Genomic DNA, 20,107 nt, shown 5'->3' with positions numbered 1-20,107 from the left:
CCCGGCCGCCTACAGGGCCGGTGCGGTCAGCTGCCCGGCCGCCGCCACCAGTTCCCGCATCACCCGTACGTCGTCACCCATCTCCGGGTGCCACTGCACCCCGAGCACCCAGCCGGGGCCCGGGCGCTCGACCGCCTCCACCGTGCCGTCCGCCGCGTGCGCCGATGCCACCAGGCCCGAGCCGAGCCGGTCCACCGCCTGGTGGTGGTAGGTGGGCACGGCGCAGTCGCCGGGAACAACGGAGGCGTACCGGGTACCCGGCACCGGCGTCACCGTATGGGTGCCGAACGCGCCGGTCGCCCCGTCAGGGCCGGTGTGCCCGTCCAGATGCTGCGTCAGCGTGCCACCGAGGACCACGTTCAGCAGCTGCATCCCCCGGCAGATGCCGAGCAGCGGAGTCCCCGACTCCAGCGCCGCCGCGATCAGCGCCGCCTCCCAGCCGTCCCGCTCCGGTGCGGGCGGCCCGGTCCGCGGATCGGGATCGGCCCCGTACCGTGCCGGATCCACATCCGGCCCGCCCGCGACCACCACCGCGTCGAGCCGCGCCACCACCGACGCCGCGAGTTCCGGCGCGTCCGGCGGGAGCAGCGCGGCCACCCCGCCCGCTTCCCGGACCAGCCGGGCGTAACCGGCGGGCAGCAGTGTCGCGGGCAGGTCCCAGATGCCCCAGCGCGCCGAGTCCACCAGATACGTACTGATCCCGATCAGCGGACGGTTCATCGGATCTCCCTCTCGCACGGCACGCGGAACGCATCGACACCGTATCCAAATCCCTTGCGCTGCCCATAGATTTGGATCATCTGTCGGCCCCGCGAGGAGAGGATCCATCCGTGTCCGACCGAACAGCCCCGCTCGCCCTCGAGGATCTGCGCCTCCTCGTCGACAGCGGTGAGATCGATACCGTGGTCCTGGCCTTCCCCGACATGCAGGGCCGGCTCCAGGGCAAGCGCTTCGCCGCCGCCTTCTTCCTCGACGAGGTCGTGCCGCACGGCACCGAGGGCTGCAACTACCTGCTCGCCGTCGACACCGACATGAACACCGTCGACGGCTACGCCATGTCCTCCTGGGAACGCGGCTACGGCGACTTCGCCATGCACCCCGACCTCACCACCCTGCGCCGGGTGCCCTGGAACGACGGCACCGCGATGGTCACCGCCGACCTCGCCCGGACCGACGGCGCACCCGTCGTCGCGGCGCCCCGCCAGATCCTGCGCCGCCAGCTCGAACGGCTCGCCGGACACGGCTACACGGCCCACGCCGGCACCGAACTCGAATTCATCGTCTTCAAGGACACCTACGAACAGGCCTGGGACCGCGGCTACCGCGGCCTCACCCCGGCCAACCAGTACAACATCGACTACTCCGTCCTCGGCACCGGCCGCATCGAACCCCTGCTGCGCCGCATCCGCAACGAGATGGCGGGCGCCGGACTCACCGTCGAGTCCGCCAAGGGCGAGTGCAATCCGGGCCAGCACGAGATCGTGTTCCGCTACGACGAGGCCCTGGTCACCTGCGACCAGCACGCCGTCTACAAGACGGGTGCCAAGGAGATCGCCGCGCAGGAGGGCGTCTCGCTCACCTTCATGGCCAAGTTCAACGAGCGCGAGGGCAACTCCTGCCACATCCACCTCTCGCTCCGGTCCACCGACGACCCCGGACGCAGCGTCATGGCGGACGGGGACGGCGCCATGTCCCCGGTGATGCGGCACTTCCTCGCCGGGCAGCTCGCGGCCCTGCGGGACTTCTCGCTCCTCTACGCGCCGAACATCAACTCCTACAAGCGCTTCCAGCCCGGCTCCTTCGCCCCGACCGCCGTCGCCTGGGGCGACGACAACCGCACCTGCGCGCTCCGCGTCGTCGGCCACGGCCAGTCCCTGCGCTTCGAGAACCGCGTGCCGGGCGGTGACGTCAACCCGTACCTCGCCGTCGCCGGGCTCGTCGCGGCCGGCCTGTACGGCATCGAGCACGGCCTCGAACTCCCCGAGCCCTGCGCGGGAAACGCCTACACCGCCGCGTACGACCACGTCCCCACCACCCTGCGCGAGGCCGCCGGGCTCTGGGAACACAGCGAGATCGCCGAAGCGGCCTTCGGCCCCGAGGTCGTCGCGCACTACGCCAACATGGCACGCGTCGAAATCGAGGCCTTCGACGCGGCGGTCACCGACTGGGAGATCAAGCGCTCCTTCGAACGTCTGTGAGGACTTCCTTGACCCGTGAGCACCACGTACTGAACCCGGCGACGGAGGAGCTCGTCGCCACCGTCCCCGCCACCACCGCGGCCGAGGTGGACGCCGCCGTCACCCGCGCCGCGGCAGCCCAGCGGAGCTGGGCGGCGCTCGCACCCGCGGACCGGGCCCGGCTGCTGCGCCGCTTCGCCGCCGCCGTGGACGGCCGGACCGAGGAACTGGCCCGGCTGGAGGTCCGCGAGGCGGGCCACACCATCGGCAACGCCCGCTGGGAGGCCGGCAACGTCCGCGATCTCCTCGACTACGCCGCCGGGGGAGTGGAGCGGCTGAACGGCCGTCAGATCCCCGTGCCCGGCGGCATCGACATCACCCTGCTCGAACCCCTCGGCGTCGTCGGTGTGATCGCGCCCTGGAACTTCCCCATGCCGATCGCCGCCTGGGGCCTCGCCCCCGCCCTCGCGGCGGGTAACGCCGTCCTGCTCAAGCCCGCCGAGACCACCCCGCTGACCGCGCTGCGGCTCGCCGGACTCGCCCTGGAGGCAGGCCTTCCCGAACACCTCTTCCAGGTGCTCCCGGGCGCGGGCGACGAGGCGGGCGACGCCCTGGTCGAGCACCCGGGCGTCGCCAAGATCGTCTTCACCGGCTCCACCCGGGTCGGCAAGCGGATCATGGCCAAGTGCGCCGAGCACGTGAAGCGGATCACCCTCGAACTCGGCGGCAAGAGCCCCAACATCGTCTTCGCCGACGCCGACATCGAGGCCGCCGCAGCCGCCGCACCCTTGTCCTTCCTCGACAACGCCGGCCAGGACTGCTGCGCCCGTACCCGGATCCTCGTCCAGCGATCCGCCTACGACCGCTTCCTGGAACTGCTCGCCCCGGCCGTCGCCGGCGTCGTCGTGGGCGATCCGTCCGACGAGAAGACACAGATGGGCCCGCTCATCTCGCGCACCCAGCTGGACCGGGTGCGTGGTTACGTCCCCGAGGGCGCGACCGCGATCCGGGGCAGCGCACCCGGGGGCGCCGGCTTCTGGTTCCCGCCGACCGTCCTCACCGACGCGGCCCCGGACTCGCCCGTCGCCACGGAGGAGGTGTTCGGGCCGGTCGCGGTGGTGCTGCCCTTCGAGGACGAGGCGGACGCCGTCCGGCTCGCCAACGCCACACCGTACGGACTCGCGGGCTCCCTCTGGACACGTGACGTGGGGCGCGCGCTGCGGGTCTCGCAGGCCGTCCGGGCGGGGAACATCTCCGTCAACTCCCACTCCGCGGTCCGCTACTGGACCCCGTTCGGCGGCTTCAAACAGTCCGGCCTGGGCCGGGAACTCGGCCCGGACGCGCTGGCCGCCTTCACCGAAACCAAGAACGTCTTCCTCAGTACGGAGGCCTGAACCGGTATGACCACGGACAACGAGAACATCTGCCGCCGCCTCGTCGGCCGCACCGCCGTCATCACCGGTGCCGGCAGCGGCATCGGTCTCGCCACCGCGCACCGGCTCGCCTCCGAGGGCGCGCACGTGGTCTGCGGCGACATCGACGAGACCGCGGGCAAGGCGGCCGCCGAATCGGTCGGCGGCATCTTCGTGCGGGTCGACGTCACCGATCCCGGACAGGTCGGGGCCCTGTTCGCGGCGGCGGACGACACCTACGGATCCGTCGACATCGCGTTCAACAACGCAGGCATCTCGCCGCCCGACGACGACTCCATCCTCACCACGGAGCTGGAGGCCTGGAAGCGTGTCCAGGACGTCAACCTGACCTCCGTCTACCTGTGCTGCAAGGCGGCCCTGCCCTACATGCGGCGCCAGGGCCGGGGCTCCATCATCAACACCGCCTCCTTCGTCGCCAGGATGGGCGCGGCCACCTCCCAGATCTCCTACACCGCGTCCAAGGGCGGGGTGCTCGCCATGACCCGCGAACTGGGCGTCCAGTTCGCCCGTGAGGGGATCCGGGTCAACGCGCTGTGCCCGGGGCCGGTCAACACCCCGCTGCTCCAGGAACTGTTCGCCAAGGACCCGGAGCGTGCCGCCCGCAGGCTGGTGCACATCCCGCTCGGCCGGTTCGCCGAGGCGACCGAGATCGCGGCCGCCGTCGCGTTCCTGGCGAGCGACGACTCCTCCTTCGTCAACGCCACCGACTTCCTCGTCGACGGCGGTATCTCCGGCGCCTACGTCACGCCCCTGTAGGAGGCCGGGCGGGGCCGGAACCTAAAGTGGGGCGATGAGCAACGCGACACCGCCCGGCTGGTATCCGGACTCGGCCGCGCCGGGCAACGAGCGGTGGTGGGACGGTTCGGCATGGACCGCCCACACCCGCCCCGATGCCTCCGCACCGCACCGATCCGGTCCCGCCCTGCCTGAGCGTCCCGCCTCCCCCGGCCGGGGGAGCGGTGGCGGAAGCGGCAGGGCCATCGCTCTCGTGGTGGCCGGTGCGCTGGTCGTCGGCGCGGCCGTGACCGCGGCCGTACTGCTCGGCCGGGACGACGAGGCGTCTCCTCCGGCGGCCGGTCCCAGCCGTTCGGCGGCGGCGCCCGCGGACACCGGCAGCGCCGACAGCCCGTCGACGGACGCCTCGCCGGCCGACGCCGACCCGACGGTGCTCGTGGACCAGCTCAACGGCATCACCCTGCCGATCCCCGACGGTTGGGAGCGGGTCGAGCGCCCCGTCGAGGAGGTACTCACGATGCGTACCGTCGACTCCGAGGCCTACTACTGCCCCGGCAGCTCCTCCGCGTTGTGCTACCACGGCACGGTGACCACGCGAACCGCGAACGCCGCCGACGCCACCACCCCCGAGGCCATCGCCAAGGAGGACATCGCCGCCGCGGCGGACCGCGCGTACGAGGAGGACGCCATCGGACGGTCCACCCACGGCGGCATCGTCTCCCACCGGCAGATCGCCGCCGGCCCGGTCAGCGTGGCCGGGCGCACCGGATACCAGGTGCGCTGGCGGGTCGCCACCGGCAAGGGGCCGGGCGGCTACGTGCAGTCGCTCGTCTTCCCCTCGGCCGTCGGCAGCGAGTCGACCGTCGTCGTCCGCTACGCCTTCGACGCCGGGTCCGACGGACCGCCGCTCTCCCTCATGGACACCCTGACCAAGAGAATCCGGCCGATCGGCGACAGCGAGACGAGCGGCGGCGTCGGCAGCTCGGTCGCGCCCTGACACCGGACGCGGCCCCTTTCCCGCTCGCTAAGGGCTGTCCCGTGATCCCCGGCGGGCGCCCGACGCCGGCTACGGCGCCTCGCCGCGTCGGAACGCCCGAATACATCCAGTCTGCGGACGTCCCTCCGCCTTGCGATGCACCGCATCCGACGCCAGCGCGCTGATCCACCAGGGATCACGGGGCAGCCCTCAGGGAGGCTCAGAGGAAGGTGAGGCCCTCGCCCCGGTACGTCGGCACGGTCGCCGTCACCCGGTCGCCCTCGATCAGCTGCAACTCGTCGAACCGCTCGCACAGTTCGCCCGCCTTCGCGTGTCGGAACCACACCTTGTCGCCGATCAGCAGATCGTCGGCCGGGGCGCCGAGCAGCGGCGTCTGCACCTCGCCCGGTCCCTCCTGCGGGTCGTAGCGCAGCCCCTCCGGCAGATACGGGACGGGCAGCCGGTCCGGACCGGCCGCACCGGACGCCGGGTAGCCGCCGCCGAGGACCGTCACCACGCCGACCCCGGGCCGGCGCACCACCGGCTGCGCGAACAGGGCGGCCGGACGGGCGGTGAACGAGGTGTAGTTGTCGAACAGCCGCGGTACGTAGAGCCCCGACCCGGCCGCGATCTCGGTCACCGCGTGCTCACCTGCGGTGTGCTGCACACTGCCGGTGCCGCCGCCGTTCACGAACTCCAGGTCCGGTGCCACGGCCCGTACCGCCCGCACCACCTCGGCCCGCCGGGTCACCAGCTCCTTGCGGGCCGTTGCCTGCATCAGCCGGATCGCCCGGGAGCGCAGCGGCCGCCCCGCGACCGAGTCGCCGACCCCGGCGATATGGCCCTCGTACGCCATCAGTCCCACCAGCCGGAAGCCGGGCCGGCGGGCCACGGACCGTGCCAGTTCGGCCAGTTGGGCGGGGGAGCGCAACGGAGAGCGCAGGGCCCCGATCCTGACCCTGCCGCCGAGCAGCCGCAGCGAGGTGTCCAGCTCCAGACAGATCCTGATCTCCTCGGCGCCCCCGGCGCGCGCCGTGTCGATCAGCTCCAGCTGTGCGTGGTCGTCCACCATCACCGTCACGGCGGCGGCCAGCTTCGGGTCGGCGGCCAGTTCCGCGAAGGCCGAACGGTCGGCCGAGGGGTAGGCCAGCAGCACGTCCTCGAATCCGGCCCGCGCCAGCCACAGCGACTCGGCGAGGGTGAACGACATGATTCCGGCGAACCCGGGCCGCGCGAGCACCCGCTCCAGCAGAGCGCGGCAGCGCACCGATTTGCTCGCCACCCGAATCGGTTTCCCGGCCGCGCGGCGTACCAGGTCGTCGGCGTTGGCGTCGAACGCCTCCAGATCGACGACGGCGATCGGGGCGTCCAGATGGGCGGTGGCCCGGTTGTAGCGGGTCCGGTCAGCGGCGCGGGCAGTCATGGCCGCAGCTTGCCAGACACCCGTACCGCTGGGTAGGGGGGATGATCTGCGCAGATCGGCCCAGGGCGCGGCCGCCCGCTCCCGCCGGGGGCGTCCCAGCCCGTAGAGTGACGGCACGCGGAGAGCAACCTGCCTGCGTGTGGCGGCGATCCGCGTGCGGTACGGAACGGACCAGGGGGGCGGATGAGTACCGAAGCGCAGCGCGCTCCTGTCCCGCCACGCCCAACCACCCCCGCTCCTGTCCCGCCACGTCCAACCACCCCACCGCACCGGCAGGCCCCCCTGCCCTCGGGCCCGGACGCTGCTCCTGCCGGCCCCGACCTCGCTCCCGCCGACCCGGCGGCTGCTCCTGCCGGCCCGGCACCCTCCCCGGCCGCACCCGCTTACGCCCGGGCCGCACCGACCGGCTCTCCCTCCGGCCCGGGAGCTGCTCCCGTTGGGCCGGCCGCGGTGCAACGTACTCCCGCCTCCGGCGAGCGGCCGATAGCGCAGCCCCCTGCGGGGAGCCCCACCGTGAGTGCGCCCGGGGCGGGGACACCCACCGAAAAGGCGTCCCGCGAGGCGTCCCGCGAGGCGTCCCGCGAGGCGTCCCGCCCGCAGGCAAGCCCTGCGGAGGCAACCCGAGCGGAGGTAACCCGAGCGGAAGCAATCCGCGCGGGGACACCCCGTGCGGAGGCCGTGCAGGAGGGGACACCCCGTGCGGAGGCACCCGGCACTGGAACGCCCCGTACGGAGGCTGTGCAGGAGGGGACACCCCGTGCAGAGGCACCCGGTACTGGAACGCCCCGTACCGTGACATCTCCCGCTGAGGCACCCCCGGCGCATCCACCCTCCGCCGAGACCACCGCCCGCCTGCGCCCCGTGCCACCGGCCCCCGTCCCACCGGCCCCGCCGCACGCGCCGGGTCCGCCCGCCGCCCCGGCGTTCCCGCCGCGCCCCGTCGCGCCGCCCGCGGCCACCCGGCGCCGCCCCGTCGGTGCCGTGGACCTCGGCGCACCGCCCCCCTGGCCCGGTGGTCCCATCGACCCGCGGCCACCGCTCCACCACCCGCCTGCCGAGTCGCCGGTCGAGACCACCACCCGGCTCCGCCCCGTGCGCACCCGGCACCCCTTCAGGACCGCGGCCGCCGCCGTCTGCGTGGTGCTCGGACTCGGGCTGATCGGCGGGGCGGCCACCGGCAGCTGGCTCATCAGTGACTCATCGGCCGATCCGGCGGCCCACAGCACCTACGCCGTGGGCCGCGCCGCGTGGCACAGCGTGCCCGTCGACACCCTCTTCCCGCGCACCCTGAAGGGGGAGGGCGCGGGGCCCGGCGGCTCCGACCGGGTCTGGACCAGGCTCGCCGTCGCACCGGACAGCGGCTGCGCGACCGCCCTCGACCCGCTGCTGCTCAAGACGCTCCGCCCGGCCGGCTGCGCACGCCTGCTGCGTGCCACGTACACGGACGCGACGTCGAGCAGCGTCACCACGGTCGGGCTGCTCTTCACCGAGGGCGACGCCGACGCCATGCGGGCGCTGAGTACCCGGTTCACCGATCAGCACCTCGACGGGCGCGGCGACCTGATGCCCCGGGCGTACGCCGTCAAGGACACCCCCGCCGCCGGCTTCGGCGACAAGCAGCGCGCCAGCTGGACCGTGCACGTCCTGAGCGAAGTGCCCGTCGTGGTGTTCGCGGTCTCCGGCTTCGCCGACGGGCGGGCGGTCACCAGGCCGCAGCCGGCCGCCGAGGCCATGGCCGCCAACGCCACGACCGCCGCCGCCCAGGCCGGGCTCGGCCACGAGGCCAAGGGGCTGGCCGACCGGGTCGAGCGCGGTATGCGCAGGACCATCACCGACCTCACCGAGAAGCCGGAGTGACCGGAGTGACCGGAGCGACGCGCCACGCCCGCCACCGCCGCGCCATCGGCGCGCTCTGCGCCGCCACCGCGTTCGCGCTGCTGCCCGCGTCGCCGGCCCGCGCGGACACCATTCGGGCCCAGCAGTGGGGCCTGGAGACGCTCCACACCGAGAAGGCCTGGCAGACCACCCGGGGCAAGGGGATCACCGTCGCCGTCGTCGACACCGGCGTCGACGGCAGCCTGCCCGACCTGGCGGGCCAGGTACTGCCCGGCAAGGACATGATCGGCTTCGGCGCCGGACGTGGTGACCGGTCGTGGGCCCGGCACGGCACCGCCATGGCGGGGATCATCGCCGGCCGGGGGCACGGGACCGGAAACGCCGACGGAGTGCTCGGCGTCGCACCGGAGGCCAAGATCCTCCCGGTCCGGGTCATCCTGGAGGCGAGCGACCCGTCCCGCGCCAAGGCCCGCAAGTCCCGGGGCACGGCCCTCGCCGACGGCATCCGCTGGGCGGCCGACCACGGCGCCGACGTCATCAACCTCTCCCTGGGCGACGACAGCGAGTCCGCGCACCCGGAGCCGGGCGAGGACGCCGCCGTCCAGTACGCGCTGAAGAAGGGCGCGGTCGTCGTCGCCTCGTCCGGCAACGGGGGCGAGAAGGGCGACCACATCTCGTACCCCGCCGCCTACCCCGGGGTGATCGCGGTCGCCGCTGTCGACCGGTACGGCACGCACGCCTCGTTCTCCACCCGCCGCTGGTACGCGGCCGTGAGCGCGCCCGGGGTCGACATCGTCGTGCCCGCCCCCGACCGTAAGTACTACGTGGAGTGGGGCACGTCGGCGGCATCCGCCTTCGTCTCCGGGGCCGCCGCACTGGTCCGTGCCGCGCACCCCGGCCTCCCGCCCGTACAGATCAAGAAGCTCCTCACGGACACCGCGCGCAACTCCCCGGCGGACGGCCGGGACGACGCCCGGGGCTACGGCATCGTCGACCCGGCCGCGGCCATCGAGGCGGGCGGGGCGCTCCGCCCCGACGGCCTGCGCTCGGACTCCACCGAGGCCGGCTACCGCAAGCAGTACTTCGGGCCCGGCCCCACCCCGCCCCGCGAGGAGGACGGCCCCGCGGGCTGGCTCGCCCCGGCGGCCGGCGGCCTCGGCGCGGTCCTGCTCGCGCTGGCCGTGGTCCTCTGGCGGGGCCGCAACGGCCGGACGGCGGGCCCCCGCCGCTGACGGGGCCGGCCATTGCCGCTGACCGGGCGGCGCCACGCCGTTGACGGGACAGACGGGACAGACGGGACCCCCGGCTCCTACCGGGCGGGGCACCGCTACGGCGCAGGCGGCCCCCGCCGAACCGGTGGGCCCCTTGTGCGGTACGAACACCGGACATCACCGGGGGCGGGAGCGCGGAGCGCCTCAGCCGGCGGCCTTCAGCACACGGACCGCGGCCTTCGCGGCCGATTCGACGAGCGTGATGCCCGACTCCTTGGCCTGACCATCCACGACGCTTCCGGCGGCCGAGCATGTTGGTCAGTCGTTGATCACCCGTTGAAAGATCCCGGAGAACTCGCCGTTCTCGATCAGGCCGGCGATCACGTCGGTCATGCTGCCGATGCCGGGATCCCTGACGATCAGGCTGTCCGAGACCCAGAAATACCGGCCCCCGAGGGCCTCGTCGGTCTCTGTCCACAGCTTCATCAGGCGCTCGACTTCCGCGACGGTGAACACGGTCGCGGTCCAACAGGATTCGTCCTGCGGGGTCACGAAGACATCGACGTTGCAGACTTTGTCCAAGTCCTCGCCGTCGCTGGGCAGGAACGACGCCTGGAAGTTCTCCATGCGGACCCGATACCAGGGCTCGTCTCATCCCCGCTCGATCGGCTCCGACGATGTGCTGGGGCTCATCGCGTGAGTGTCCCTGCTCAGGTCATCGATCTCAACCGAGATCCTCTGTCCCGTTGCCGCTGCCCGCGGCCGGAGCCGGGGACGTTCGTCCGTACGCAACTGGGGAGAAAAGTCCGTACGCCGACACGGGTCCACTCATTGCGACGCCGAACCCGGAGCGGGGGCGTTGGGTGCTGCCGGCGTCGACCCGACGGAAGCGAAGCCGCCGAGGCCCCCGTCTGCCCGAAACCCGTCATGCACGACCGTATCGGGTGGTGAAGCCGACGAGGGGATCGGTTACTCCTGCGCGTCTCGGACCACCAAGGCGATCTGGACGCGGTTCGTCACGTTCAGCTTGGTGTAAAGGCTGGTGGTGTGGGCCTTCACGGTGGAGACCTTGATGTGGTGGCGGGCGGCAACGGCCTGGTTGTCGAGGCCGTCGGCGATGGACCGGGCGATGACGAGTTCGCGTTCGGTGAGGGACGCGAGGCGGTGGCGCGCGGCTTGGCGGGTGGAGTCGCGGACGGCGGAGGAGCCCGGGCCGGTCGCAGTGGCGATCACGCGGGCAACGACGGTCGGGGACAGGGCCGGCTCGCCCTGTGCGACGGCGCGCACCGCTTCGAGGATGCGCGGGGGCGGTGTGTCCTTGACGACGAATCCGAGGGCTCCGGCGCGCAGCGCGCCGAGCACGAGTTCGTCGGATTCGAAGGTGGTGAGCATGAGGACGCGGGGTGGTGACGGACGGGCGAGGACGTCGCGGGTGGTGCTGACGCCGTCGCGGCCCGGCATGCGGATGTCCATCAGGACGACGTCGGGGCGGTGCTCGTCCACCGCGGCGAGCGCACGGTCGCCGTCGGCCGCCTCGGCGACGACGGTGAGGTCGGGTTCGGCCTCGATGACCAGGCGCAGTGCCATGCGGACCAGTTGGTCGTCGTCGACGATCAGGACTCCGACGGGGCCGGCGGGCTGCGCGTTGCCGTTCACTTCAGGCCCTCCCGCTGCTGGTCCCGCCAGGGTAGCCGTGCGGTGAGAAGGTGGCCGCCGTCGGATGTCGCGGCCTGCTGGAGGTCGCCGCCGGCGAGGGCGACGCGCTCGGTGAGCCCGAGGAGCCCGAAGCCGGATTCCGGCAGGCCGGCACGCCGGCCGGCCAGGGGCGGGGAGTTCCGGATCTCGATGGTCATGCCGTCGCCCGCAGCCCCCTGGACCGTGACGCGGACGACGGAGCCGGGTGCGTGCTTGGCGGCGTTGGTCAAGCCCTCCTGGACGACGCGGTAGCAGGTGCGGCCGACACCGTCGGGCGGGCTGCCCGACACCCTGGTGGCCAGCCTGACGTCGAGGCCGGCTGCCTGGGCCTCGGCCACCAGTTCCGGGACCCGGTGCAGGGCGGGCTGCTCGGGCTCCGGGCGGCCGGGGTCGGAGCGGAGCACCCCGAGGACGTCTCGCAGTTCCTCCAGCGCCTCGTGCGAGCCGGCCACGATGCCCCGGACGAGCATGCCGTTCTCCTCGGCGCCGAGGTCGCCGCGATGTTCCAGTACCCCGGCCTGGAGGGCGATCCGGGAGATCCGGTGCGCGACGACGTCGTGCATCTCGCGGGCGATGCGGGTGCGCTCCTGGGCGCGGGCCTGAGCCGCCCTGGCGCTCTGCTCGCGCTCGGCGCTCCTGGCTCGTTCCCGGAGCGAGCGCGTCTCGGCGCGGCGGGCGGCGACCGCCGTGCCGACGGCCACCGATATGCCTGCGCTCAGCGCGGTGAGCACGAGCGACAGCCAGGGCGACGGAGACCCGCCGCGCACCGGGTACAGCACCACGTTGACCTGGACGGCCGCGAGGTACGCCACCGTGACGCTCCCCGTCCACCAGGGACGGCGCAGTGCGGCGACCGAGGTCAGGGCGAGCAGGGCGGCACCGGAGGCCAGCACCGACACCGCCGACGCGGCGACCACCACCAGGGCGACCGCGAGGGGGAAGCGTCGCCGCCGGAGAAGCAGCGCCAGACAGCCGCACGCCACCAGCGGGTCCCCGACGGCGAACCAGTACCCGCCGTCAGGCACGTACCCGTTCGGCAGCTGCGTCGCGGTCGAGAACCAGAACAGGGCGCCCAGCGCCGCGGCCGCCAGGAGACGCCATGCGCTTCGGCGGCCCTGGCGGGGTGGTGGGTCTTCCGTGGTCGTCGCCATCCCCCCATGGTCCCGTAGGGCGCTCCGCGGGCAGCGGGCCCCGAGGAGGAGGGCCCCCTACCGAGGTCGTAGAGCATTCCCCCGACCGGAGTCGAGGGCCGGCCCGACCCCTGGGGCGATGTGTCCGGCACGACCGCGCGACCAGGATCGACGAGCGGCTTTCCGCCGCCCCGCCTCACAGAAGGACATCACATGCGCTTGGTACTCTCCTTCGCCGTCGCCCTGTCCACCGCCGCGGCCACGCTGACCGCCGCGGTCCCCGGCGCCCTGGCCACTCCGCCACCGGAAATGCTGCGGTGGAAACCGTGCGCGAAGGACCCGGCGGTCACGGCGAAGGCCGGTCCGTCCCCGAGCCTGCCGAAGCTGGAGTGCGCGACGCTGAAGGTCCCGCTGGACTACGGCGACCCCCGCGGCCGGCAGATCGAGGTCGCCGTCTCCCGGCTGGCGAGCAGGAAGCCGGCCCTGCGCCGGGGCGTCCTGCTGACCAACCCGGGCGGCCCCGGCGTCTCGGGACTCGCCTACCCGTCCATCCTCGCCGCCTCCGGGCTGCCGCAGGAGGTGCGGGACCGCTACGACATCATCGGCTTCGACCCGCGCGGCATCGGCCGCAGCACCCCGGTGAGCTGCGGACTGACTCAGGAACAGCAGGATCGGGGCAACCTGCCCGCCTACACGCACACCCCGGGTGACGTCGTCCGTGAAGCGCAGCGGGCCGAGCAGATTGCCCAGCGGTGCGCCCACTCCGCGTCCGCGCCCCTGCTCCCGCACATCGGCACCGCGAACACCGCCCGCGACATGGACCGGATCAGGGCGGCCCTCGGCGAGCGGCGGCTGTCGTACATCGGCACCTCCTACGGCACGCACCTGGGCGCCGTGTACGCGTCGATGTTCCCCGGGCGCGGTGACCGGATCGTCCTCGACAGCAGCCTGGGGCCGCGCGGGTACGACGTACGGGCCATGCGGCGCTTCGGTCCCGGGATGGAGGAGCGGTTCGAGGACTTCGCGAAGTACGCCGCCGCCCACCCCGCGTACGGGCTGGGCAGGACACCGCGGCAGGTCCGCGCCACGTACTTCGAGCTGGCTGGGCGGCTGGAGAAGGAGCCGGTCCAGGGGTACGACGGGATCGCCTTCCGCGCGCTGACCTTCGACCGCCTGTACGCCGACGCCAACATGCAGGCGCTGGCCGAGACTTGGCAGAAGTTCGACACCGGGACGCCCCTGCCGGAGCAGCCGCCGTACCCGGGCGTGGAGCAGATCATGTCCGCGCGGTTCGCGGTGATCTGCGGAGACACCGCGTGGCCGCGGACCGTCCGGGAGTACCAGCGCAACGTCGCCGTCGACCGCGAGCGCTACCCGCTGCTGGGCGGCTCCTCGGCCAACATCGGGCCGTGCGCCTACTGGCCGGGCGCGTGGGTGAGGAAGCCGGTGCGCGTCAGCGACCGCGGACCGTCGAACGTGCTCATGGTGCAGAACGAGCGCGACCCGGGAACGCCGCTCGCCGGAGCCCGGAAGATGCGGCAGGCGCTCGGCGGACGCGCCGTGATGGTCACCGCCGACCAAGGCGGCCACGGCGCCTACCTGTTCGGCGGCAACACCTGCGCCGACTCCGCCGTGACGACGTACCTGACCACCGGGAAGCGGCCCGCGCGGGATCTCGCCTGCGCAGCCGAGCCCGCCGAGTGACACGGAGACGGCCATGTTCGGGGAACGCAAGCGGCAGCGCGCGCTGCGGCGGGTCGAGCCCGGCGACGGGCGGGCCCTGAAGCCCTTCCGCTGGTGGCAACTCCCCTTCCGGGCGCTGCTGCACATCGAGTTGGGGGAAGCGGACGGCACGGTGGCGGAGTACTCCGTCGACGTCCGGCACAAGCAGAACCAGTCGGGTGGTGAGGTCAAGGCGGACCTGTACCGCGACGGCCTGCACCACGCCAGGTGCAGGCTGCCCGCCGCCTTCACCGTGCCGGGCGGTCATCTGGAGGTGGCGATGAGCGGCTTCGGTCTCAAGCGCTGCCACTACGTGGCCGCGGACGGGACCGAGCGCCAGCTCACCCCCGACCCCGCCTCGCCCGAAGGACGCCGGGCGCACCTCGACCAGACGCACCCCGCGCTGAGCCGGGCACTGGCCCGCCTCTCCGTGACCGTCCTGGCCGTGGCCCTGGCCCTCCTGATCGTCCAGACCGCGGGCACGCTCAGCCAAGTCGAGCCCGTCGCACGGCACCTGGGAACGTTCTCCTCACCGGTCCGGCTCTCCCGGTGGGCGAACGTCGCGCTGGCGGGGGTGAGCCTGGCCGCCGCGACCGAGCGGGCGCTGCGGCTGCGGCACAACCGGCTCCTCGACGGCGCCGCGGGGTAGGCGCCGACGGAGCCAGCCGCGCGTCCCCGCGGTCTCCATGTCAGAGGGTGGGGAAGTCGGTTCGGTGCCGGGCTGGTGGTCCACTGTTCACCGAGTGCGGTGAAGGCGCGTTCGGCGGCCTGCTGCCAGTCCCGCGGTGACCAGCGATCGTCAGTCTGGTCGTCCGCGGTGCGGATGGTGGAGCGGATCAGGGCGTGGAGGCGGAACGGCCACAGCCCGAACTGGTCCTGCTGGACGAAGGGGCGCTCGATCAGCCGCAGCGCGGGGGCTTCGTGTACCGGTGGATCACGGTGTTCTGGAAACACCTTCGCCCCGTCGGCGTCCCATTCGGAGAACTCGCCTGGGATCACGCCTGCGAGCAGGTCCCAGGCGGCACCGAGGAACAGATCGCGGATGGCGCCGCCGCCCTGCTGCGGCGGGCCAAGGACCCGGCGACCGGTGAGTTCAAGCGCGCGTTCAACGACGACGCGCTCACCGCCGTATACGACGTGGTGGAGTGCGAGGTCCCCGACGAACACCCGGTCCTCAAGGACAAGTTCGCCCGGCACCACATGCGCACCCCGGCAGAGAGGCTGATGGAGGAGCCCTACGACTGGTGCCGGCCGCTGACCGGCCCCGGCCAGTTCCGCGTCGAGATCCACCGCGGGCTCCTCGCTCCTCTGCGCCGCGACCGGTGCGGTCGCGGCCGGCGAGACGGACGATACGGAAGCCATGACGGCGGGCGCGTGACCGGCCGGCCGGTCAGATACGCGCCGCCGGCGGCCGAGCCGGCCAGCACGACCGCGGCCGTCACGGACACGGACAGGACGGAACGGCGGATTCTGTGGCGGGGCATGCTCCGGACGCTAGGAACCGCAGCTGAGAACCGGCTGAGCCCGACCTGTCGGCCGGGTGGGAATGCCCAGGCACTACGCTCCCCCTGTGGCGCAGAAGAACATTCCGGACTCCGGATACTCCGACGACGACGGCACGGCCGACCCCGCCCTGACCGCGGCCCTGGCCGCCTGGGCAGAGAACCGCAAGGCCGTCGGGCCGGTGCTCGAAGCGCTCCGGGGGGCCCGGCTGCTGGTCCCCGTGGTGGCCGTCCTCGGCGAGGTCGAGGAGGCGGACGAGCACGAGGGAGCGAGCCCCGGAGCGTCCGGCAAGCGCGGGCTGCGCCGGGAGAAGACGAGCGATATGGCCGTCCCCACCCTCCAGGCCGGTGACCGCCGGGCCCTGCCCGCCTTCACCTCCACCGCTTCGCTGGCCCGCTGGGACCCGCAGGCCCGCCCCGTAGCCGTACCCCTGCACCAGGCGTTGCAGGCCGCCGTGCACGAGAAGGCGGACACGGTGGTGCTCGACCTCGCCGGTCCTGTCGCCTTCGAGGTGACCGGTTCCGCCCTGCTGGCCCTCGCCGAGGGTCGTACCAGCGCCGATCCACTGGACGACCCCGCCGTCACCGCGGCGGTCCGGGACGCCGTCGCCGCCGAACCCGCGGTGCTCCGCGCCCACCTCGGCCCGGGCCGCGCGGACGGCACGCTCGCGCTGGTCCTGGCGGCGGACGCCGATCCCGCCGAGGCGGCCCGCCGGGTCGCGCGGTCGCTGGCCGCCGACGAGGTGCTGCGGGCCCGGCTGGTCCGGGGACTGGACCTTGCGCTGCTCCCGGCCGACGCGAACGCACCGGGTGACGCCCTGTTCACCCGCTGATCATCCCACCGGGCGAACGCGCGCAGACGTGTGCGTAGTCGGAGAACCGCGAAGGAAGTGGACGATCTTCGGTCGGGGCGAGGAGACCGCTCCCGTCTGATCGGTGCCCCACATGCAGTGAGCCCCCGCCGGAAGGGCGGGGGCTCACGGTTGTCCGGACGGGGAAAGGGGTGCGGCTCAGCCGAAGACCGGGCCGGTGTACTTCTCGCCGGGGCCCTGGCCGGGCTCGTCCGGTACGAGGGAGGCCTCGCGGAACGCCAGCTGCAGCGACTTCAGGCCGTCGCGCAGCGGAGCCGCGTGGAAGGAGCTGATCTCGGTGGTGCTCGCGTCCAGCAGGCCCGCCAGCGCGTGGACCAGCTTGCGGGCCTCGTCGAGGTCCTTGTGCGCGTCGCCGTCCTCGGTCAGTCCGAGTTTCACGGCGGCGGCGCTCATCAGGTTCACCGCGACCGTCACGATCACCTCGACCGCCGGCACCTCCGCGATGTCGCGGGCCATCTCGTCGAAGCCGGGGGATTCACTGGTGGGGGTCGCGTCGCTCATGCCCCATACGATAGGCCCACGCCCCGGTGCCGCCGTCCCCGGGAGCCGCCCCCCTGACCTCGGGCGTCACAGCCGGGGACGCAAGGTTCGCACCACCCCGGGGGAGCTGCTAACCTTGTGTAACGACCGGCTGGGCATCTATGTGCCCGGCCCACAAGTGGAGGCTCCGATCTCCCACCTGACCGTCCCCAGGACGGCGGGTCACCGGTCAGGTGGCGCCCATCGTTCCGTACGGACGATGGAGCCGCCCGATGCGCCCCGCGGTTGACCGCGGCGGTGTTCCGGTTTTCCAGGAGCCCCGCCTGTGTCCCGTCCGGGGCATTTTTCTTGCCCCTGTGCGGTTGGTCCGTCGAAACAGACGTTACGTGGCTGTCCGCCAGGCGGCCGCGTGGTGCTACCGAGGAGGATCCATCAGCGCCGAGCCCCGCATCAACGACCGGATTCGCGTACCCGAGGTGCGACTTGTCGGTCCCAGCGGCGAGCAGGTCGGGATTGTCCCGCTTGCCAAGGCCCTGGAACTTGCACAGGAGTACGACCTCGACCTGGTCGAGGTGGCGGCTACCGCCCGTCCGCCCGTGTGCAAGCTCATGGACTACGGGAAGTTCAAGTACGAGTCGGCCATGAAGGCCCGTGAGGCGCGCAAGAACCAGGCGCACACGGTCATCAAGGAGATGAAGCTCCGGCCGAAGATCGACCCGCACGACTATGACACCAAGAAGGGTCACGTCGTCCGGTTCCTCAAGCAGGGCGACAAGGTCAAGATCACGATCATGTTCCGTGGTCGTGAGCAGTCCCGCCCCGAGCTGGGCTTCCGACTGCTCCAGCGTCTCGCTTCGGACGTGGAGGAACTCGGCTTCATCGAGTCCAACCCGAAGCAGGACGGCCGGAACATGATCATGGTTCTGGGCCCGCACAAGAAGAAGACCGAAGCCATGGCCGAGGCCCGCGAGGCCCAGGCCGCCCGCAAGGCGGAGCGTCAGGGGTACACCCCGGACGCCGAGGCTGCGGACGAGGCTGCCGAGGCTCCCGCCGAAGCGTCCTCCGAGGCTCCGGCCGAGACACCTTCCGAGGCGTGACCTCCGGGGGCCGCCATCCAGGCGCCCCCGGGTCCCCCCGGAATCCCACCAAGATCTGACGCCCCTGCAGTCCGGTGCCCGCACCGAGAGGGGCGCCACTGACGAGGAGAGAACGGCGCGATGCCGAAGAACAAGACGCACAGCGGTGCCAGCAAGCGCTTCAAGATCACCGGCTCCGGCAAGGTGCTCCGAGAGAGGGCCGGCAAGCGCCACCTGCTCGAGCACAAGTCGTCCAAGAAGACCCGCTCGCTGACCGGCACGGTCGTCGTGGCTCCGGCCGACGCCAAGAAGATCAAGAAGCTTCTCGGCAAGTGAGGCCGTCGCCCCCGGTGACCCCGGGGGCGCGCCCTCGATCCGACCGGGACCAATTCGTTTCCGGGCCGTGTGAGTACGACCACGGCCCCGCTACAAGGAGTTAACAAGTGGCACGCGTCAAGCGGGCAGTCAACGCCCACAAGAAGCGCCGGGCAATTCTCGAGGCCGCCAGCGGTTACCGCGGTCAGCGCTCGCGCCTGTACCGCAAGGCCAAGGAGCAGGTCACCCACTCCCTGGTCTACAACTACAACGACCGCAAGAAGCGCAAGGGCGACTTCCGTCAGCTGTGGATCCAGCGCATCAACGCCGCTGCCCGCCAGAACGGCATGACGTACAACCGCCTCATCCAGGGTCTGAAGGCCGCCAACATCGAGGTGGACCGCAAGATCCTGGCCGAGCTCGCGGTCAACGACGCCAACGCGTTCGCCGCCCTCGTCGAGGTCGCCCAGAAGGCCCTCCCGAGCGACGTCAACGCCCCGAAGGCCGCCTGATTCAGGGCCGCACTTCCTGGTATTGAGCCGGACCCGCAGGCGCTCGCCGTCTGCGGGTCCGGTGCGTTGCACCCCGCACCGACCGGGGCCGGCCCGACCGTGATCCGCCGGGCAGACCCTTGCACCTTCGTACGCAGAGAGGCTCGCCGCCGACCATGGGCACCCCCGAACTGATCTCCCCGCGATCGCCACGGGTCGCCGCCGCCCGGCGGCTGGCCAGGCGCAACTTCCGCGGCAAGGAGCGCAGGTTCATCGCCGAGGGGCCGCAGGCCGTGCGTGAGGCGGCCGCCCACCGCGGCAGTGACGGCGGGGCGACCCTCGTCGAGCTGTTCGCGACCGTCGAGGCCGCCGAGCGGTACGAACCCATCATCGACGCCGCCCTCGACGCGGGCGCCCGGGTGCACCTCGCCGACAGCGAGGTGCTCGCCGACGTGTCGCAGACCGTCACCCCGCAGGGGCTGATCGGCGTCTGCCGCTTCCTGGACTCGCCGTTCGACTCGATCCTCGCCGAACGGCCCCGGCTCGTCGCCGTCCTGGCCAACGTCCGTGACCCCGGGAACGCCGGCACGGTGCTGCGCTGCGCCGACGCGGCGGGCGCCGACGCCGTCGTCCTCACCGATGCCTCCGTGGACCTGTACAACCCCAAGTCCGTGCGCGCGTCCGCCGGTTCGCTCTTCCACCTGCCGGTCGCCGTCGGTGTACCCGTCGAGCAGGCCGTGCGGGGACTGCGGGACACGGGCGTGCGGATCCTCGCGGCCGACGGCGCGGGCGAGGACGACCTCGACGACGAACTCGACGCCGGCACCATGGGCGGGCCCACCGCCTGGGTCTTCGGCAACGAGGCATGGGGCCTGCCGGAGGAGACCCGGGCCCTGGCCGACGCCGTCGTGCGGGTGCCCATCCACGGCAAGGCGGAGAGCCTCAACCTCGCCACCGCCGCCGCCGTCTGCCTGTACGCCTCCGCGCGCGCCCAGCGCCCGCACCGCACCGCCGGCTGACCCGCCGGGCCGGC

Annotated in this window: 19 protein-coding genes; 13 read left to right on the top strand and 6 right to left on the bottom strand. The window is 72.8% G+C overall.

The features are described 5' to 3' along the window. Positions 1–9: 9 nt before the first annotated feature. Positions 10–720 carry a gamma-glutamyl-gamma-aminobutyrate hydrolase family protein gene (locus ACFVJX_RS19085; RefSeq protein WP_384130169.1) on the bottom strand — a complete coding sequence of 237 codons (711 nt, stop codon included), beginning with the start codon at positions 718–720 and terminating at the stop codon, positions 10–12. Between the two features lie 110 nt (positions 721–830). Here ACFVJX_RS19085 and ACFVJX_RS19080 point away from each other — a divergent pair, with 110 nt between their 5' ends. The 4 genes from ACFVJX_RS19080 to ACFVJX_RS19065 are packed head-to-tail and all read left to right on the top strand — an operon-like array spanning position 831 to position 5,342. Then, positions 831–2,198 carry a glutamine synthetase family protein gene (locus ACFVJX_RS19080; protein ID WP_384130166.1) on the top strand — a complete coding sequence of 456 codons (1,368 nt, stop codon included), beginning with the start codon at positions 831–833 and terminating at the stop codon, positions 2,196–2,198. 8 nt (positions 2,199–2,206) lie between these two features. Next, the gene (locus tag ACFVJX_RS19075; RefSeq protein ID WP_384130162.1) at positions 2,207–3,571 is read left to right on the top strand and encodes an aldehyde dehydrogenase family protein; all 1,365 of its coding nucleotides are present in this window, start codon (positions 2,207–2,209) and stop codon (positions 3,569–3,571) included. 6 nt (positions 3,572–3,577) lie between these two features. Next, positions 3,578–4,366 carry a 3-oxoacyl-ACP reductase gene (locus ACFVJX_RS19070; protein WP_384130159.1) on the top strand — a complete coding sequence of 263 codons (789 nt, stop codon included), beginning with the start codon at positions 3,578–3,580 and terminating at the stop codon, positions 4,364–4,366. A 34-nt stretch (positions 4,367–4,400) separates the two neighbouring features. Continuing rightward, positions 4,401–5,342: a DUF2510 domain-containing protein gene (locus ACFVJX_RS19065; protein ID WP_384130156.1), complete on the top strand. Its 942-nt coding sequence runs from the start codon at positions 4,401–4,403 to the stop codon at positions 5,340–5,342. Positions 5,343–5,541: 199 nt separating this feature from the next. Here the strand turns inward: ACFVJX_RS19065 and ACFVJX_RS19060 are convergent, their stop codons facing one another. Next, entirely contained in the window at positions 5,542–6,744 is a 1,203-nt protein-coding gene (locus ACFVJX_RS19060) for an amino acid deaminase/aldolase (protein WP_384130153.1), read from the bottom strand. A gap of 981 nt (positions 6,745–7,725) precedes the next feature. Here ACFVJX_RS19060 and ACFVJX_RS19055 point away from each other — a divergent pair. Continuing rightward, positions 7,726–8,601, top strand: coding sequence for a hypothetical protein (locus tag ACFVJX_RS19055; RefSeq protein ID WP_384130197.1), 876 nt, complete (start codon positions 7,726–7,728; stop codon positions 8,599–8,601). After that, complete coding sequence (gene mycP / locus ACFVJX_RS19050; protein WP_384130150.1) at positions 8,598–9,812, top strand: type VII secretion-associated serine protease mycosin; 1,215 nt, start codon at positions 8,598–8,600, stop codon at positions 9,810–9,812. The genes ACFVJX_RS19055 and mycP overlap by 4 nt, the downstream gene beginning before the upstream one ends. A 297-nt stretch (positions 9,813–10,109) precedes the next feature. Here mycP and ACFVJX_RS19045 read toward each other — a convergent pair whose 3' ends face one another. From ACFVJX_RS19045 to ACFVJX_RS19035, 3 genes are all read right to left on the bottom strand, one after another. Beyond that, a complete protein-coding gene (locus ACFVJX_RS19045; protein ID WP_384130145.1) occupies positions 10,110–10,418 on the bottom strand; it encodes a hypothetical protein in 309 nt (102 codons plus the stop codon). Positions 10,419–10,760: 342 nt separating this feature from the next. Further along, positions 10,761–11,447, bottom strand: coding sequence for a response regulator (locus tag ACFVJX_RS19040; RefSeq protein WP_384130142.1), 687 nt, complete (start codon positions 11,445–11,447; stop codon positions 10,761–10,763). Then, positions 11,444–12,637, bottom strand: coding sequence for a sensor histidine kinase (locus ACFVJX_RS19035; protein ID WP_384130139.1), 1,194 nt, complete (start codon positions 12,635–12,637; stop codon positions 11,444–11,446). The genes ACFVJX_RS19040 and ACFVJX_RS19035 overlap by 4 nt, the downstream gene beginning before the upstream one ends. Before the next feature lie 192 nt (positions 12,638–12,829). On the opposite strand from ACFVJX_RS19035, the gene ACFVJX_RS19030 reads away from it, so the two are divergent. The 3 genes from ACFVJX_RS19030 to ACFVJX_RS19020 all read left to right on the top strand — a co-directional run bounded on the left by ACFVJX_RS19030 (position 12,830) and on the right by ACFVJX_RS19020 (position 16,673). After that, positions 12,830–14,320: an alpha/beta hydrolase gene (locus ACFVJX_RS19030; protein ID WP_384130136.1), complete on the top strand. Its 1,491-nt coding sequence runs from the start codon at positions 12,830–12,832 to the stop codon at positions 14,318–14,320. 13 nt (positions 14,321–14,333) lie between these two features. Beyond that, positions 14,334–14,987 carry a hypothetical protein gene (locus tag ACFVJX_RS19025; RefSeq protein ID WP_384130134.1) on the top strand — a complete coding sequence of 218 codons (654 nt, stop codon included), beginning with the start codon at positions 14,334–14,336 and terminating at the stop codon, positions 14,985–14,987. 921 nt (positions 14,988–15,908) lie between these two features. Next, entirely contained in the window at positions 15,909–16,673 is a 765-nt protein-coding gene (locus tag ACFVJX_RS19020; protein WP_384130131.1) for an SseB family protein, read from the top strand. Between the two features lie 177 nt (positions 16,674–16,850). Here the strand turns inward: ACFVJX_RS19020 and ACFVJX_RS19015 are convergent, their stop codons facing one another. Then, positions 16,851–17,213: a DUF1844 domain-containing protein gene (locus ACFVJX_RS19015; protein WP_384130128.1), complete on the bottom strand. Its 363-nt coding sequence runs from the start codon at positions 17,211–17,213 to the stop codon at positions 16,851–16,853. Between the two features lie 365 nt (positions 17,214–17,578). Between ACFVJX_RS19015 and infC the strand changes: the two genes are divergently transcribed. From infC to ACFVJX_RS18995, 4 genes are all read left to right on the top strand, one after another. Then, positions 17,579–18,289, top strand: coding sequence for a translation initiation factor IF-3 (gene infC / locus ACFVJX_RS19010; RefSeq protein ID WP_221198178.1), 711 nt, complete (start codon positions 17,579–17,581; stop codon positions 18,287–18,289). Positions 18,290–18,409: 120 nt separating this feature from the next. Further along, the gene (gene rpmI / locus ACFVJX_RS19005; RefSeq protein ID WP_003970213.1) at positions 18,410–18,604 is read left to right on the top strand and encodes a 50S ribosomal protein L35; all 195 of its coding nucleotides are present in this window, start codon (positions 18,410–18,412) and stop codon (positions 18,602–18,604) included. Positions 18,605–18,711: 107 nt separating this feature from the next. Continuing rightward, on the top strand, positions 18,712–19,095 hold the full coding sequence (gene rplT / locus ACFVJX_RS19000) for a 50S ribosomal protein L20 (protein ID WP_003970214.1): 384 nt from the start codon (positions 18,712–18,714) through the stop codon (positions 19,093–19,095). A 155-nt stretch (positions 19,096–19,250) separates the two neighbouring features. Beyond that, positions 19,251–20,093, top strand: a complete 843-nt coding sequence (locus ACFVJX_RS18995) for a TrmH family RNA methyltransferase (protein WP_384130123.1) — start codon at positions 19,251–19,253, stop codon at positions 20,091–20,093. The last annotated feature ends 14 nt before the right edge of the window (positions 20,094–20,107 follow it).

This window comes from Streptomyces sp. NPDC127177 (genome assembly GCF_042672475.1).
Taxonomy (GTDB): Bacteria; Actinomycetota; Actinomycetes; order Streptomycetales; family Streptomycetaceae; genus Streptomyces.
This window is presented reverse-complemented; position numbering and strand designations above follow the sequence as displayed.

What these genes read in the sequence shown, in the direction of transcription:
- ACFVJX_RS19030 (WP_384130136.1), top strand. Translation starts at nt 12,830, where the DNA reads ATGCGCTTGGTACTCTCCTTCGCCGTCGCCCTGTCCACCGCCGCGGCC.
- ACFVJX_RS19035 (WP_384130139.1), bottom strand. Translation starts at nt 12,637, where the DNA reads ATGGCGACGACCACGGAAGACCCACCACCCCGCCAGGGCCGCCGAAGC.
- ACFVJX_RS19015 (WP_384130128.1), bottom strand. Translation starts at nt 17,213, where the DNA reads ATGAGCGACGCGACCCCCACCAGTGAATCCCCCGGCTTCGACGAGATG.
- rpmI (WP_003970213.1), top strand. Translation starts at nt 18,410, where the DNA reads ATGCCGAAGAACAAGACGCACAGCGGTGCCAGCAAGCGCTTCAAGATC.
- ACFVJX_RS19025 (WP_384130134.1), top strand. Translation starts at nt 14,334, where the DNA reads ATGTTCGGGGAACGCAAGCGGCAGCGCGCGCTGCGGCGGGTCGAGCCC.
- ACFVJX_RS19070 (WP_384130159.1), top strand. Translation starts at nt 3,578, where the DNA reads ATGACCACGGACAACGAGAACATCTGCCGCCGCCTCGTCGGCCGCACC.
- ACFVJX_RS19085 (WP_384130169.1), bottom strand. Translation starts at nt 720, where the DNA reads ATGAACCGTCCGCTGATCGGGATCAGTACGTATCTGGTGGACTCGGCG.
- ACFVJX_RS19065 (WP_384130156.1), top strand. Translation starts at nt 4,401, where the DNA reads ATGAGCAACGCGACACCGCCCGGCTGGTATCCGGACTCGGCCGCGCCG.
- ACFVJX_RS19060 (WP_384130153.1), bottom strand. Translation starts at nt 6,744, where the DNA reads ATGACTGCCCGCGCCGCTGACCGGACCCGCTACAACCGGGCCACCGCC.
- ACFVJX_RS18995 (WP_384130123.1), top strand. Translation starts at nt 19,251, where the DNA reads ATGGGCACCCCCGAACTGATCTCCCCGCGATCGCCACGGGTCGCCGCC.
- ACFVJX_RS19045 (WP_384130145.1), bottom strand. Translation starts at nt 10,418, where the DNA reads ATGGAGAACTTCCAGGCGTCGTTCCTGCCCAGCGACGGCGAGGACTTG.